The organism is Allobosea psychrotolerans (genome assembly GCF_002917105.1).
GTDB lineage: Bacteria > Pseudomonadota > Alphaproteobacteria > Rhizobiales > Beijerinckiaceae > Allobosea > Allobosea psychrotolerans.
This window is the reverse complement of the sequence record NZ_PQFZ01000002.1, coordinates 213873-228816: the sequence shown is the minus strand read 5'-3', so window position 1 is coordinate 228816 and position 14944 is coordinate 213873. Positions and strand designations below refer to the sequence as shown.

The window sequence follows — 14944 nt, the reverse complement described above, 5'->3', positions numbered from 1 at the left end:
AGCGCTCCTGAGCGATTCAGCGGGCCGTTCCGCCCGCCAGCCCGTGCCGCATGACGAAGCGGCGCAACGGGCCGATCCGCGAGAGCGCCAGAAGCCCGGCGCCGCGCAGCAGATCGGCCGGCATCAGATCGGTCAGCAGCGTGCGGTTCAGCGCATCGACGGCGCCGGTGCGCAAGCGCACATCGCTCTGGCGCGCCCGATCATAAGCCGCCATCACGGCATCGTCGCCCGGATCATCCGAGCCGAGCAGCACCTCGCGCAAGGCCATCACGTCGCGCAGGCCGAGATTGAGGCCTTGTGCGCCGATCGGCGGAAACACATGCGCGGCTTCGCCGATCAGCGCCATGCGGTTGGCTGCGAAGCGCTCGACCGAAAGCCCGCCCATCGGGACGCGCCCACGCGGCCCGGCAAGGCTCATCGCGCCGAGCAGCGAATGCGTCTGCGTTTCGACCCGGCGGGCGAAGCCGGCATCGTCCAGCGCAACGACCGCCTCTGCCTCAGCCGGATCCAGCATCCAGACCAGCGATGAGCGTCGGCCGGGCAGGGGCACCAGCGTGCAGGGGCCCTTGCGGGTGTGGAACTCGGTCGAGGTCTCCTGATGGTCGCGGCGATGACCGAGGATCGCCGTCAGCGCGATCTGCGGATAGCGCCAGTCGCGTGCGGCAATTCCGGCGGCTCCGCGCACCCGGGACTGGCGACCATCAGCGCCGATGACGAGGCGGGCGCGCAGCGGCGAAAAGCCGTCGCCGGACAGTATCACGCCATCCTGATCGGGCGCGATCGCTGAAACCAGGCTTTCGACCAGCCGGATGCCGCCATGCTGGCGCACGGTACTCGCCAATGCCGCGACAAGCTCGACGTTCTCGACATTCCAGCCGAAAGCCTCGAGCCCGGCCTCCGAGGCCCTGAACTCGACCGGCGGCTGGCGGAACAGGCTGCCAGTGTCGTCGACAAGCCGCATCGTTTCGAGGGGAGCGGCCTTGCCGGCGAGTGCATCGGTCAAGCCGAACTCGGCGAGGAGCCGCCAGGAGCCGTCGAGCAAGGCCACGGTGCGCCCGTCACGCGCCGCGGTGAGAGGGCCGAGCACAGCGACGCGCCACCCGTCCCTGGCCAGCGCAAGCGCGGCGGTGAGGCCGACGGCCCCGGCACCGACGATCGCGATATCGACCTCGTTGTCCTCAGAAGAGCTCATGCTGTGTCGCTAGAGCAATTTCCGATCCGATTGGATCGTTCAATTGCTCTAGCCCTTTGTTTTAACGCGTTTTCTTCACGCGAACCGGCGTCCACTTCGCTCGAAAACGCTCTAGCTGAAGCAGACGGTCTTGACCATCGGCCGCTGCGTCGCAGGGCAGGCGTTGCTGAAGGCGACGAGCGGCTCGCGGATGCCCTCATGCAGCAATACGCGCCGCATAACCAGCGTTGCGCCGCTGATCTCGACGGTCGCGCCATGATGCTTCGCCTTGTGGATCACTGCCTTCAAGGCCACGGCTGCGCTCGAATCGGCGCTGAACGCCGGTCCCCCACGCAGTCCGGCCGTTGCACGGTACGGATGCAAGTCCCTATGGTCCCCGTCTTCGAGTCAGGGAGTTGGATTCATGGTCAAGGCCATCCGCGTTCACAAGGTCGGCGGCCCCGAAGTGCTGCAATGGGAAGATATCACGCTGCCCCAGCCGGGGCCGGGCGAGGTTCTGGTAAGGAACCGCGCCATCGGCCTGAACTTCATCGACACCTATTTCCGCACCGGCCTCTACGCCGCCCCGCAACTGCCTTTCGTGCCCGGCAATGAGGGGGCGGGCGAAGTCCTGGCGGTCGGCCCCAATGTCACCGAGTTCAAGGTCGGTGACCGCGTCGCCTATGTCGCGACGCTCGGTTCCTATGCCGAGGAGCGCATCGTCGCGGTGAACTCGGTCGTGGCGCTGCCCGACGCCGTCACCTATGAGGCCGCCGCCAGCATGATGCTGAAGGGCATGACGGCGGAATACCTGCTCCACCGCACCTATAAGGTGAAGCCGGGCGATACCATCCTGGTCCATGCCGCGGCCGGCGGCACCGGGCTGATCCTGTGTCAGTGGGGCAAGGCGCTGGGCGCGACCGTGATCGGCACTGTCGGCTCCAGGGAAAAGGCTGCGCTCGCCAAGGCGCATGGCGCCGACCACACCATCCTGTATCGCGAGGAGAACTTCCCGGCCCGCGTCAAGGAGATCACCGGCGGCAAGCTCTGCGCGGTGGTCTATGACGGCGTCGGCAAGGACACCTTCCTGCCTTCGCTCGATTGCCTGAGCCCCTTCGGCGTGCTGGCGAGCTTCGGCAATGCGTCGGGCGCCGTCGAGCCCTTCAATCTCGGCCTGCTCGGACCGAAGGGCTCGCTCTACGTCACCCGGCCGACGCTCTTCACCCATATCGCCAAGCGCGAGACCATGATCGAGATGGCGGCCAATCTGTTCGGCGCCGTCGCGTCGGGCGCGGTCACCGTGCCGGTCAACGCGACCTTCGCGCTGCAGGACGCGGCCAATGCGCATCGCGCGCTGGAAAGCCGCGGCACCACCGGCTCGACCGTCCTGATACCCTAGAGCAATTTCCGATCCGGCTGGATCGTAAGTTGCTCTAGGTCCTTGTTTTGACGCGTTTTCTTCACGCGAACCGGTGTCCACTTCGCTCGAAAACGCTCTAAGGCGGGCTTCCCAGCCGGTTTGAGAAAAATCGAACCCGCTTTGAACCTGTTCGGCCCGGCCCGCGACCAATGGGGGTCAGCACATGCTGATCCTCATTCGGGAGACAGGTCATGAACCGGACCATTCGTTTCGCGGGGCTCGTCTTGGCTTCGCTCACCATCTCGACAGTCGCCATGGCCCAACAGGGTGGCGGCGGAGGCCGTGGCGGCGACGGCGGCGGCAGCGGCGGAGGGGGCGGCGATCCCTCGATCCTGCAGGTGCTGCGCGAAGATCACGCCAGGGCCCGCCTGACCCGTGCGGTCGAGCTGCGTCGCGCCGGTACGGGCTGCCTCACCCATGTCTGCAACGAACCGCCTCCGCCGCGTCAGCGGCCCGTGCGGCAGGTCGCGGACACCGGCAATGCCTGCGCTGGTGGTGAGGTCTTTGCGGTGCGCGGCCGCGGCGGCCAGATCATCCGCTATTTCTGCGAATATCCGTGAAAATCCTAGACGGCGACGCCGTGCAGGTCATAGGCGTCGGCCCGCTCGATCTTCACGGTGACGATGTCGCCGGCCCGGAGCGGCCGGCGGCTCGCGACATAGACATTGCCGTCGATCTCGGGCGCGTCCCATTTCGAGCGGCCTTTGGCGACGGTCGGGCCGGCCTCGTCGATGATGACGGAAATGCGCTTGCCGACGCGGTTCTTGACGATGCGTGTGCTGATCTCGGCCTGCGCCTTCATGAAGCGGTGCCAGCGCGCCTCCTTTTCCACTTCCGGGACCAGAGCGAGGCCCAGATCATTGGCCGGCGCGCCCTTCACAGGCTCATATTTGAAGCAGCCGACGCGCTCGAGCTTGGCCTCCTTCAGCCAATCGAGCAGGAACTGCACATCCTCCTCCGTCTCGCCGGGGAAGCCGACGATGAAGGTGGAGCGGATGGCGAGATCGGGGCAGATCTCGCGCCATTTGCGCAGGCGGTCGAGCGTGCGGTCCTGGTGAGCAGGCCGCTTCATCGCCTTGAGAACATTGGGGGAAGCGTGCTGGAAGGGGATGTCGAGATAAGGCAGGATCAAGCCCTCCTGCATCAGGGGGATGACCTCGTCGACATGCGGATACGGGTAGACGTAGTGCATCCGCACCCAGATGCCCATCTGGCCCAATTCGCGGGCCAGCTCGAAGAAGCGCGTGCGCACCTCGCGATCCTGCCACATCGAGGGTGCGTATTTGATGTCGAGGCCATAGGCGCTGGTGTCCTGCGAGATCACCAGCAGTTCCTTGACGCCGGCCTTGACCAGCTTCTCGGCCTCGCGCAGCACCTCGCCGATCGGCCGCGAGACCAGATCGCCGCGCAGCTTGGGGATGATGCAGAAGCTGCAGCGGTTGTTGCAGCCCTCTGAAATCTTCAGATAGGCGTAGTGGCGCGGCGTCAGCTTGATGCCCTGGTCAGGCACGAGGTCGATGAAGGGGTCGTGCCGTGGCGGCACCGCCTGGTGCACGGCCGAGACGACGCTCTCATAGGCCTGAGGGCCCGTGATCGCGAGCACGTTGGGGAAGGCGTCTCGGATCTGCTCGGGCTCGGCGCCCATGCAGCCGGTGACGATGACCTTGCCGTTTTCCGACATGGCAGCGCCGATCGCCTCCAGCGATTCCGCCTTGGCGCTGTCGAGGAAGCCGCAGGTGTTGACGATGACGAGATCGGCGCCCGCATGCGACTTGCTGAGCTCATAGCCCTCCGAGCGCAGCGAGGTGATGATCCGCTCGGAATCGACCAGAGCCTTGGGGCAGCCCAGCGAAACGAAAGAGATTTTCGGCGCGACGGCGTTCATCGGCAGGCGACTCGACAATTCTGAAAGGAAGCGGCGCGGCATGGCTCGCGCACGGCGCTTCCTTTGAACCGTTTCAGCCTGTTTGGCAAATCTGGAAGGTTATGCCGCGGCTACCGTCGCGACCGGCCGCTCCGAATCCTGCGTCCAGTCGGTCATCGAGCCATCATAGAGCGCGACCTCTTCACGGCCGAGCACCTCGGACATCACGAACCAGTTCAGCGCCGCCGTGTGGCCGGTGTTGCAATAGGAGATCGCCGGCCCGTTCGGCACGCCGGCAAACAGCGCGGACAGATCGTGGATCGGCTTCAGAGCGCCCGTTTCGGGGTCGAAGGCCGCGGCATAGTCGCGCGAGACCGCCCCGGGGATATGCCCGGCGCGGGTCGCCTCGGCGGCCTTCTCGCGGCCCTCGAAATAGCTCGTCGCACGCGCATCGACCAGGGTCGCGAGCTTGCCGCGCGAAGCCACGAGGGTCGCGTCGGTGTTGCTGCGCAGCTGCTGTTGCATCACGACCGGATAGGGATCGGTCGATTTCGGAGCGGATGGTCCGATTTCGACGGGGCGTTGCGGATCGGCGCTCCAGGCCTTGAAGCCGCCGTCGAGAATGGCCTGTTGGCCGTGGCCGATCAGCTTCAACGTCCAGTAGATCCGCGCGGCCGCGGCAAAGTCGGTCGCGCTGACGCCCGCCGGCACGATGACGACGTCGTCATGCGGCTTGATGCCGAGCCGTCCCGCGAGCGCAGCCAGATGCTCGAGCGACGGCAGCATGCCCGGCGCATTGCCGACCTTGGCGCGCCAGCCATCGGCGGCATAATCGCTGTGCACGGCGCCGGGAACATGTCCCGCTTCATAAGCCGCCTTGCCGCCGCCATCGACCGAGGAGCGGATGTCGACGACAACCAGATTGCTGTCACCCAGGCGCTGCACGAGGGCCTCGGGCGTGATCAGTCCGGAGAATTGGGTTTCGCTCATTCGGCCGCCACCTTCTGCAATTCGTCGATCACGTCGAGGGTGTAGCTCATCTCGGCCGTCGCCCCGAGCATGATCGAAGCCGAACAGTATTTTTCCTTCGACAATGTGACGGCCCGTTCCGCCTTCGCCTGCGATAGGCCTCGGCCGGTGATCCTGTAGGCGAGGTGGATCTTGGTGAAGACCTTGGGGTCTTCGGTGGCGCGTTCCGCCTCGACCTCGACCTCGCAACCGGTGACGCTCTCGCGGCCCTTCCTGAGGATCTGCACGACATCGAAGCCCGTGCAGCCGGCAAGCCCGATCAGCAGCATCTCCATCGGCCGGATGCCGATGTTGCGGCCGCCATATTCAGGGGCACCGTCCATCATCACGGCGTGGCCGCTGCCGGCCTCGCCCATGAAGGCCATGCCCTCGACCCATTTCGCCCGCGCTTTCATCGTTCGCTCCTATGCAAATCACCAGAGCAGGATGCGAAAAAGTGGGAACCGGTTTTTCGCATTGATCCTGCTCTCACTTCCGGGATGAGAGACGGATTCAGATTTCAGGTGGAATCACTCTGTGATTCCACCTGAAATCATCCGGCTCTCGCGCAGGCTAGCGGCTGGTGAAGGCCGAAGCGAGACCACTCAGGCTGCCGCGAACAGACTGCCATGTGTGATGCGCAAGCGGATGTGCTCGCCGATCGCCGGCGCGACCTGGCTTGCCAGATCCACGTCGAGGCGCTTCGCCAGCCCCTGGACAGCGACCTCGGCGCGCCGCAGCGGGCCGTTCCGGCGCAGATGCTCGACGACGCCAGGCAGCGCCAGCGGCAGATCATCGACGATGCGCAGATGCTGCGGCCGGACATAGAGCGCGGCCTGTCCGCCCTGATTCTGCGACAACCCGCCCAGAACCGGCCGATCGCCGAAAAAGGCCTGGCTGCCGACGACCTTGACCGGCAGCTTGTTCACCTCGCCCAAGAACTCGCAGACAAACGGCGTTGCCGGATGGTCATAGACATCATCGGCCGAGCCAACCTGCTCGATACGGCCGTCATTCAGGATCGCGACACGGTCGGCGAGCTCCAGCGCCTCCTCCTGGTCATGCGTGACGAAGACGGTGGTGTGTCCGGTGCGGCGATGCAGGTCGCGCAGCCAGGCGCGCAGATCCTTGCGGACCCTGGCGTCCAGCGCCCCGAAAGGCTCGTCGAGCAAGAGCACGCGCGGTTCGATCGCCAGCGCACGAGCCAGCGCCACGCGCTGGCGCTGGCCTCCCGAAAGCTGGCTCGGATAGCGCTTGTCGAGGCCGGGCAGCTGTACGAGTTCGAGCAGGTCGCCGACGCGCTTTCTGATCTCCGCATCGTCCGGGCGCTGCCCGCGCGGGCGCGACTTCAGGCCGAAGGCGACGTTCTCTCCGACCGTCATGGTCCGGAACAGGGCGTAGTGCTGGAAGACGAAGCCGATCCGCCGGTCGCGCAGCGAGAGGTCGCGCATATCGGTCTCGCCGAACAGCACGCGGCCTTGATCGGCCTGTTCGAGGCCGGCGATCAAGCGCAGGAGCGTGGTCTTGCCTGAGCCCGAGGGGCCGAGCAGGGCGACGAGCTCGGCAGGCTGGATGTCGAGCGAGACGCCGCGCAAGGCCGCGAAAGCGTCGAAGCGCTTCTCGATCGATTCGATGGTGACTGAGACCGACATGCTGGCGTCCTTCATCAATGGCGGCGGCTGGCGGCGATGGAATCCGAGTAATGCCATTCCAGCAGCGTCTTGAGCGCGAGCGTGACGAGCGCCAGCCCTGCCAGAAGCGAGGCGACGGCAAAGGCTGCTGCGCTCATGTACTCGTTGTAGAGAATCTCGACATGCAGCGGCATGGTGTTGGTCAGCCCGCGGATCTTGCCGGAGACGACCGCGACCGCGCCGAACTCGCCCATGGCGCGCGCATTGCAGAGCAGCACGCCGTAGAACAGGCTCCACTTCACATTGGGAAGTGTGATCGTCAGGAAGGTCCGCCAGCCCGAAGCGCCGAGCGTCAGCGCCGCTTCCTCGTCGGCCGAACCGAGCGATTGCATATGCGGAATCAGCTCGCGTGCGACGAAGGGGAAGGTCACGAACACCGTCGCCAGGACGAGACCGGGCAGGGCGAAGATGATCTGCACGTCATGGGCCTTGAGCCAGGCCCCGAAATAGCCCTGCGCGCCGAAGAGCAGCACGAAGACGAGGCCCGAGATCACCGGCGACACCGAAAAGGGCAGGTCGATCAGGCTGATCAGCAGGTTCTTGCCCCGAAACGCGAACTTGGCGATCGCCCAGGCGGCTGCGATGCCGACGACGACGTTGAAGGGCACGGCAATGCCGGCGACCAGCAGGGTGAGATGGATCGCCGCGACCGCATCGGGCTCGGTCACGGCCGCCATATAAGCCGTCCAGCCGCGCGCCCCCGCCTCGACGAAGACCGAGACCAGCGGCAACAGCAGGAACAGCGCCAGAAAGGCGAGCGAGATTGTGATCAGCACGGCCTGGACGACAACGCCTTCGCCGCGGACGCGGCGCGTATCACGCTTTTGGGCCGTGTCGGTCCGGAATTGGGGCAGGGCGGCATCAGACATCGCCGAACCTCCGGCGTGCCCGTGCCTGAATCAGGTTGACGAAGAGAATGAGGGCAAAGGAGATCAGCAGCATCAGCATCGCGACGACAGCGGCGCCGGCATAGTCGAACTGCTCCAGCCGGATCACGATCAGCAGGGGCGCGATCTCAGAGACCATCGGCACATTGCCGGCGATGAAGATCACCGAGCCGTATTCGCCGACCGCCCGCGCAAAGGCGAGGACGAAGCCGGTCAGCAACGCCGGATAGATCGGAGGCAGGATCACGGTGAAGATGGTGCGCCAGCGGCCGGCCCCGAGCAGCGCCGCAGCCTCCTCGACATCGGCCTGCATCTCCTGCAGCACCGGCTGCACGGTGCGCACGACGAAGGGCAGGCCGACGAAGATCAGTGCCACCATCACGCCGAGCGGCGTATAGGCGACCTTGATGCCATAGGGTGCGAGCAAGCTGCCGACCCAGCCATTGGGCGCATAGATCGCCGTGAGCGCGATGCCGGCGACTGCCGTCGGCAAGGCGAAGGGCAGGTCGACCGCTGCATCGATGAAGCGGCGACCCGGAAACTCGTAACGCACCAGCACCCAGGCGAGGATCATGCCGAAGACGGCGTTGACGCAGGCGGCAAACAGCGCTCCCAGAAATGACAGGCGTAGCGCCGCCACCGTCCGCGGCGAGGTTGCGACCGCCAAGATATCGGCCGGGCCGGCGCTCGCGGCCTTGAGCGCCAATGCCGCCAGCGGCACGAGCACGATCAGGGACAAGGCGCTCAGCGTGATGCCGAGCGCGATGCCGAAGCCTGGCAGGATGCTCGGTTGCCGCCAAACTGAGGTTGCCGCCGCCATCAGCTAGCGCGCCGGCTTGTAGAGCTGATCGAAGGTGCCGCCGTCGCCGAAATGGGCCGGCTGCGCCTTGGCCCAGCCGCCGAAGTCCTTGTCGATCGTGACCAGCTCGAGCTTCGGGAAATTCGCGATGTCCTTGGCGTCGGCGGCTTCGACATTGCGCGGCCGATAATAGTTCTTCGCGATGATCGCCTGGGCCTTCGGTGTGTACAGGAAGTCGAGATAGGCCTGCGCCTCGGCTCGGGTCCCCTTGGCGTCGACATTGGCGTCGACCAGTGCGACCGGCGGTTCGGCCAGGATCGAGAGGCTCGGTACGACGATATCGAACTTGTCGGCGCCGAATTCATGCAAGGCGAGGAAGGCCTCGTTCTCCCAGGCGAGGAGCACGTCGCCGATGCCGCGCTGGGTGAAGGTCGTGGTCGCGCCACGCGCGCCGGTGTCGAGCACGGGCACGTTTGCCAGGAGCTTGCCGATGTAGTCGCGGACCTTCGCCTCGTCCTTGTCGAAGGCCTTGTCGGCATAGGCCCAGGCGGCGAGATAGTTCCAGCGCGCGCCGCCCGAGGTCTTCGGGTTCGGCGTGATGATCTGCACGCCTGGCTTGACCAGGTCGCCCCAGTCCTTGAGCGCCTTTGGGTTGCCCTTGCGGACAAGGAAGACGATCGTCGAGGTGTAGGGCGAGGAGTTGTTGGGCAGGCGCGTCTGCCAGTTTTCCGGCAGCTTCTTCGAGCGCTGTGCGATGGCGTCGATATCGCCCGCGAGGGCGAGCGTCACCACATCCGCATTGAGGCCATCGATGACCGTGCGGGCCTGCGCGCCCGAGCCGCCGTGGGACTGGCGGATGGTCCTGATCTTCTTGCCGTTCTTCGCGTTCCATTCGGCGATGAAAGCCGCGTTGAGGTCGCGGTAGAGTTCCCGCGTCGGGTCGTAGGAGACGTTCAGCAACTCGGTCTGGGCGCGTGCGCCGGCCACGACGCCGAAGCACAGGGTGAAGGCCCCGAGCACGAGCCCGGCTCTAAGCACACGGCGAAAGACAGGTTGCGTCATGTCAGGGCTCCGTTGCGATCAATGCCGGAGGCCCCCAGGGGACCACCGACATTCGTTCTGAATAACAAACGAAACGTACTGAATTTTCGCACCAGCCTCAACGGCATGCTGCAGCAGGCCCGTTCCAAACTTGCACCCTATGGGAGAAAACGCGTCTCCCTTGAAGGCGTTCCACCGTATTTTTGGTCAGGCATTGTGCCGCGCAACGAGATTCGCGGGCAAATCAGGCATAAATCCGGACAGGCCGTCGCGGCGCCGAACTCAGGCCCGGCGCAGATCCTGCGATACGCTGGTGGCGGCCACTGCCCCCAGCGCATGCCCCACCAGGACGAGCACAGGCCCCTTGGCCGGCAGCCGGCCAAGCATATCAGGCAATGTCGCGATCGTCGCGGCCACCCGGACTTCGTCCGGCCGCGTCGCCGCCAGCACGGCAACGGCCGGCGTCTGCGGATCGAGCCCGGCCGCCACGGCGCGGTCGCGGAAGCCCGCGAGCGTGGCGCGTGCCATGTAGATCACCGTCGTCGCATAGGGGTCGGCCATGGCCTGCCAGTCGAGATCGTCAGGCAGGTCGCCGCTGCGGGCATGGCCGGTGACGAATTGCAGCCGGCGCGCATGGTCGCGATGGGTCAGCGACAGGCCAAGCGAGGCCGCAGCCCCTTGCGCCGCCGAGATGCCCGGCACGATCGCAACCGGGATATTGGCGGCGGCGCAGGCTTCGATCTCCTCGCCGGCGCGGCCGAAGATGCCGGGGTCGCCGCCCTTGAGGCGCACGACATGCTTGCCCTGACCAGCCAGCGCGACGATCAGGGCGTTGATGTCACTCTGTTTGACCGACGGCCCATAGCCGGTCTTGCCAACCAGCATGCGCTTGGCTTCGCGGCGGGCGAATTCCAGCACGCCAGGCGAGACGAGGTCGTCATACAAGATGATGTCGGCGCTCTGCAGGGCGCGGATGGCCTTCAGCGTCAAAAGTTCCGGGTCGCCCGGGCCGGCGCCGACCAGGGTCACGCGACCGGTGCCGTCATGGGCGCTTTCGAGTCGGTCGAGCACGCTGAAGAGGTCGCTCCTGTCGATCTCGCCAGGGTCGCGCTCGGGAGCGGCGATGGCGCGCGCCGTGAAGCGCTCCCAGAAGGCGCGGCGCAGCGCGAAAGGAAGCTCGCGCACCTGCACGGCAGGACGCCAGTCCTTGGCCGCCTGGGCCCAGCTCTTCAGCCCGGCCGGCAGCAACGCTTCGATCTTGGCCCGGATCGCCTGTCCGAAGACAGGCGCGGCGCCGTCGGTCGAGATCGCGACGATCAGGGGCGAACGGTTGACCAGCGAACCGAAGGCGAAGTCGCAGAATTCGGGCTTGTCGACGACATTGACCGGCACGCCCAGCTGCCGCGCAGCCGCCGCAAAGGCGCGCGCCTCGGTGAGATCCTCGATATCGCCGATGGCAAGCGCCGCGTCGGCCAGATCGTCGGGCTGCCAATGCCGGGCGACAACGCGCACATGGCCGGCGGGCGGCTCGTTGGCGAGGATTGTGAAGCGCGCCGCGGCTTCTCCGGCGAAAACATGGAGATCGGCTCCGGCCGCCGCGATCAATTCGGCCTTCCAGAGTGCGCTCTCGCTGCCGCCCGCGAGCACGACCTTGCGTCCTTCCAGCTTGTGGAAGAGCGGCAGCGTCGCCAGCCTGTCGATGCGGCGCGCGGTGGTCGGCTCGGGTTGTCTTTCGCTCATCGCGTCGCTGTGGTGGCTCTGACATCCGTGGGGCGTGTCTCGCCCCCCGCTGGCGGCATCAGCAACCAGAAGACAGCCAAGAGCACAATGATAAGGCGAAAGCAAAGATCGAACCAGCGCTCATGGGGCTGCTTCGGAAGCAGATTTGCGATCTCGCTGTCCATGCTGTCCTCCTTCAATCCGCGCAATGTCGCCGGTCCGGCGGCGCTGTCGCTATCGGCCGCGCCGGACGCCATCGCGTTACGACGCGGCGAGGCGGCCGGCGGCGCGGGCCGTGCGACGCTGGTCGAGGATGTTGTGGCTGTCGCCATAGCCGCGCTGATAGCCATGGCTGATCTGGCCCACGGCCTTGAGCCATTGCTCGACCGGCTGACGCGCCGCGTTGGCCTCGGGCAGTTCGATTTCGTCGAAGCCGCAGGACAGCGCATAGGCGAACTGGTCGGCAATCAGGGGGCCGCTCGCACGCAAGGTTCCGGTGAAGCCGTGATTGCGGATCAGCTTGGCGAGGCTGAAGCCGCGCCCGTCCGAATAGGCCGGGAAGCTGACCGCGATCAGCGAGAGCTGGCGCAGCACCAGCTTGAGCTCGGCGATGCGGATATTGTTGGGGATCACGACGCCGATGCGCTGGTCGCGCGTCTTGTGTTGCAGCGCTTCGGTCAGCGCCTCCCAGGGCACCAACGCCTGCGAGAGATTGTCGATCCCTGAGCCTTCGCTGCGCGTCCAGGCGTCGATCTTGGTGCCGTTCCGGTCAAGCAACGGCATGGGCGATCTCCTGGAAGGCGGCCTTGAACGGGGCAGGGCCGATGCGGCGGACGTTCTCGATGAAGCTTTCGCCCTCGGCCCGCTCGGAGAGATAGACGTTCACGATCCGCTCGATCGCGTCGGGAACGTCCTCCGCGGCGAGGCCAGGTCCCAGGATCTCGCCGATCGCGGCATTCTCGGTCGCGTCGCCGCCGAGCGTGATCTGATAGGATTCGATCCCGCGCTTCTCCAGGCCGAGAATGCCGATATGGCCGACATGGTGGTGGCCGCAGGCGTTGATGCAGCCCGAAATCTTGATGTTGAGCTCACCGATCGCCTTCTGGCGATCGTCATCGGCGAAACGATGCTGGATCGCCTGTGCGATCGGGATCGAACGCGCCGTCGCCAGCGCGCAATAATCGAGCCCGGGGCAGGAGATGATGTCGGTGATCAGGCCGATATTGGCGCTTGCAAGCCCCGCTTCGCCGAGCCTCTGCCAGATCGCGAAGAGGTCGCGCTGGCGGACATAGGGCAGCACGAGGTTCTGCGCATGGGTCACGCGGATTTCGGCGTGCGAATATTGCTCGGCGAGATCGGCGACGAGCCGCATCTGGTCGGAGGTGGCGTCGCCCGGCGCCTCGCCGACGGGCTTCAGCGAGATCGTCAGCGCTGCATAGCCCGGCGCCTTGTGCGGGATCGTATTGACCTCGACCCAGCGCGCGAAAGCGGGGTTGGCGGCCTTCGTCGCCTCCAGCACCCGGCTCGTTGCCGGCAGGACCTCATAATCGGGCGCCTTGAAATAGGCGGCGATGCGCGCGACCTCGGCCGGATCGGCGTTCACTGACGGCCCGTCGAGCCGCGCAAACTCCTCCTCGACGCGGCGGCGGAATTCCTCGACGCCGATCTCATGGACGAGGATCTTGACCCGCGCCTTGTATTTGTTGTCGCGCCGGCCCTCGAGATTATAGACCCGCATGATCGCCTCGAGGAAGGCGAGCAGATCATACTTGGGCAGGTAGTCGCGCACGACCTTGCCGATCATCGGGGTGCGGCCGAGGCCGCCGCCGACGCTGACCTCGTAGCTGACTTCATGGGTGTCGGGATGGCGGCGCAGGCGCAGGCCGATGTCGTGCGCCTTGATCACGGCGCGGTCATGCTCGGCGCCGGTCACCGCGATCTTGAACTTGCGCGGCAGGTAGTCGAATTCGGGATGGAGCGACGACCATTGCCGGATCAATTCGGCTGTCGGGCGCGGATCCTCGATCTCGTCCTGCGCCACGCCGGCGAAATGGTCGGCCGTGACGTTGCGGATGCAGTTGCCGGAGGTCTGGATGCAATGCATCTCGACATCGGCGAGCAGGTCCAGGATTTCGGGCACGTCGCGCAGCTTCGGCCAGTTGAACTGCAGGTTCTGGCGCGTGGTGAAATGGCCGTAGCCGCGGTCGTAGCGTTCGCCGATCAGCGCAAGCTGGCGCAATTGCTTCGACGACAGCGTGCCATAGGGAATGGCGATGCGCAGCATATAGGCGTGGAGCTGCAGGTAGACGCCGTTCTTGAGCCGCAGCGGCTTGAACTCGTCCTCGGTGATCGAGCCGTCTAGGCGGCGCGAGACCTGGTCGCGGAACTGGGCGACCCGCTCGCGGACAAAACGCTCGTCGAATTCATCATAGCGGTACATCGGTCAGGCCCTCTGCCCGGCAGAGATCCCGTCCCCGGCCTGCTTGCCGAGATCGGGACGGTTGCTGGGCCCCAGCGTCTTGAATCTCTCGCGGAAATGGCGCGGAACCGGCTGGCCGGTCTCCATGGTGACATCGACGAGATAGGCGTCGACGACGCGATTGCCCGCGAGCTCGGCCGCCGCGAAAGCCTCGAGACTCTCTGCGGTGGCGTCGTCCGAGGCGACCAGCGCCAGCGCCGCATCGCGCGTCCAGGCGAGTTGCCCGGCGGCGCCGGCAACGGCGAAGACGACATCGCCGTCGAGCAGGTCGTTGGCGAGCAGGATCGCCGGCAAGGGGACGCGCTTGGGGGCGGCAGCCATCACGCGGCCTCCGCCAAGGTGAGCGTCAGCCCATCGAGATCGTCGGACCAGATGATCTGGCAGGAGAGGCGCGAGGTCGTCTCGATCAAGGGCAAGGTGTCGAGCGCGTCGATTTCGTCCTCGCGCGGCTCCGGCAGGCGCTTGGCCCAGTCGGGCGCGACGACGACATGGCAGGTGGCGCAATCGCAGGAACCGCCGCAGACGCCCTCGATCCCGACCTTGTAGTCGCGCAGGATCTCCATCACCCGCCATCCTTCGACGGCCTCGAGTTCATGGGCGCGACCGTCGCGGTCGATGACATTCAGAATGGCCACTGCGCCGCTTGCCCCGTTCGTTCTTCCGAACGTTTCAAATAAGCCAGAGCGGCGATCGGTTCAATTCACGCAAGGTAGCGTGTTTTTTCTTATTCCCGATCAAAAGGAGGAGATTTGTCTTTTCGGCTCCTTGAGCATGGCGGGCATCGAGTGGATTTTCCTCCACAGGAGGCAGGGGCATCGCATTTGGATTTTTGAGCCCGCATCCTGAGCCGCGGCATGCGGCGTCT

The 14944-nt window shown here is 65.9% G+C and carries 17 protein-coding genes; 2 read left to right on the top strand and 15 right to left on the bottom strand.

Features of this window, described 5'->3' with window-relative positions; genetic code table 11:
- Window positions 1-16: 16 nt before the first annotated feature.
- On the bottom strand, window positions 17-1192 hold the full coding sequence (locus CYD53_RS04105; protein ID WP_103716857.1) for a UbiH/UbiF family hydroxylase: 1176 nt from the start codon (window positions 1190-1192) through the stop codon (window positions 17-19).
- A gap of 111 nt (window positions 1193-1303) precedes the next feature.
- On the bottom strand, window positions 1304-1486 hold the full coding sequence (locus CYD53_RS30120) for a hypothetical protein (RefSeq protein WP_181011704.1): 183 nt from the start codon (window positions 1484-1486) through the stop codon (window positions 1304-1306).
- Between the two features lie 109 nt (window positions 1487-1595).
- On the opposite strand from CYD53_RS30120, the gene CYD53_RS04095 reads away from it, so the two are divergent.
- Window positions 1596-2570, top strand: coding sequence for a quinone oxidoreductase family protein (locus CYD53_RS04095; protein ID WP_103716856.1), 975 nt, complete (start codon window positions 1596-1598; stop codon window positions 2568-2570).
- Window positions 2571-2782: 212 nt separating this feature from the next.
- Window positions 2783-3151 carry a hypothetical protein gene (locus CYD53_RS04090; RefSeq protein WP_103716855.1) on the top strand — a complete coding sequence of 123 codons (369 nt, stop codon included), beginning with the start codon at window positions 2783-2785 and terminating at the stop codon, window positions 3149-3151.
- Window positions 3152-3156: 5 nt separating this feature from the next.
- On the opposite strand, the gene rimO is transcribed toward CYD53_RS04090, so the two are convergent.
- The 13 genes from rimO to CYD53_RS04025 all read right to left on the bottom strand — a co-directional run bounded on the left by rimO (window position 3157) and on the right by CYD53_RS04025 (window position 14714).
- Window positions 3157-4476, bottom strand: a complete 1320-nt coding sequence (gene rimO / locus CYD53_RS04085; protein WP_103717103.1) for a 30S ribosomal protein S12 methylthiotransferase RimO — start codon at window positions 4474-4476, stop codon at window positions 3157-3159.
- 99 nt (window positions 4477-4575) lie between these two features.
- Complete coding sequence (locus CYD53_RS04080; protein WP_103716854.1) at window positions 4576-5445, bottom strand: sulfurtransferase; 870 nt, start codon at window positions 5443-5445, stop codon at window positions 4576-4578.
- Window positions 5442-5879, bottom strand: coding sequence for an OsmC family protein (locus CYD53_RS04075; protein ID WP_103716853.1), 438 nt, complete (start codon window positions 5877-5879; stop codon window positions 5442-5444). Before CYD53_RS04075 ends, CYD53_RS04080 begins: the two co-directional genes overlap by 4 nt.
- A 189-nt stretch (window positions 5880-6068) precedes the next feature.
- The gene (locus tag CYD53_RS04070) at window positions 6069-7115 is read right to left on the bottom strand and encodes a sulfate/molybdate ABC transporter ATP-binding protein (protein WP_103717102.1); all 1047 of its coding nucleotides are present in this window, start codon (window positions 7113-7115) and stop codon (window positions 6069-6071) included.
- Between the two features lie 14 nt (window positions 7116-7129).
- Window positions 7130-8023 carry a sulfate ABC transporter permease subunit CysW gene (cysW, locus tag CYD53_RS04065; protein ID WP_103716852.1) on the bottom strand — a complete coding sequence of 298 codons (894 nt, stop codon included), beginning with the start codon at window positions 8021-8023 and terminating at the stop codon, window positions 7130-7132.
- The gene (gene cysT / locus CYD53_RS04060; protein ID WP_103716851.1) at window positions 8016-8861 is read right to left on the bottom strand and encodes a sulfate ABC transporter permease subunit CysT; all 846 of its coding nucleotides are present in this window, start codon (window positions 8859-8861) and stop codon (window positions 8016-8018) included. Before cysT ends, cysW begins: the two co-directional genes overlap by 8 nt.
- Before the next feature lie 3 nt (window positions 8862-8864).
- Window positions 8865-9902, bottom strand: a complete 1038-nt coding sequence (locus tag CYD53_RS04055) for a sulfate ABC transporter substrate-binding protein (protein ID WP_103716850.1) — start codon at window positions 9900-9902, stop codon at window positions 8865-8867.
- Between the two features lie 261 nt (window positions 9903-10163).
- On the bottom strand, window positions 10164-11621 hold the full coding sequence (gene cysG, locus CYD53_RS04050; RefSeq protein WP_103716849.1) for a siroheme synthase CysG: 1458 nt from the start codon (window positions 11619-11621) through the stop codon (window positions 10164-10166).
- Window positions 11618-11785, bottom strand: coding sequence for a hypothetical protein (locus tag CYD53_RS30115; RefSeq protein ID WP_158516247.1), 168 nt, complete (start codon window positions 11783-11785; stop codon window positions 11618-11620). Before CYD53_RS30115 ends, cysG begins: the two co-directional genes overlap by 4 nt.
- A gap of 76 nt (window positions 11786-11861) precedes the next feature.
- Window positions 11862-12383, bottom strand: coding sequence for a DUF934 domain-containing protein (locus tag CYD53_RS04040; protein ID WP_103716848.1), 522 nt, complete (start codon window positions 12381-12383; stop codon window positions 11862-11864).
- Window positions 12370-14040, bottom strand: a complete 1671-nt coding sequence (locus CYD53_RS04035; protein WP_103716847.1) for a nitrite/sulfite reductase — start codon at window positions 14038-14040, stop codon at window positions 12370-12372. Before CYD53_RS04035 ends, CYD53_RS04040 begins: the two co-directional genes overlap by 14 nt.
- A gap of 3 nt (window positions 14041-14043) precedes the next feature.
- On the bottom strand, window positions 14044-14400 hold the full coding sequence (locus tag CYD53_RS04030) for a DUF2849 domain-containing protein (protein ID WP_103716846.1): 357 nt from the start codon (window positions 14398-14400) through the stop codon (window positions 14044-14046).
- The gene (locus CYD53_RS04025) at window positions 14400-14714 is read right to left on the bottom strand and encodes a 2Fe-2S iron-sulfur cluster-binding protein (protein WP_103716845.1); all 315 of its coding nucleotides are present in this window, start codon (window positions 14712-14714) and stop codon (window positions 14400-14402) included. Before CYD53_RS04025 ends, CYD53_RS04030 begins: the two co-directional genes overlap by 1 nt.
- Window positions 14715-14944 lie beyond the last annotated feature (230 nt).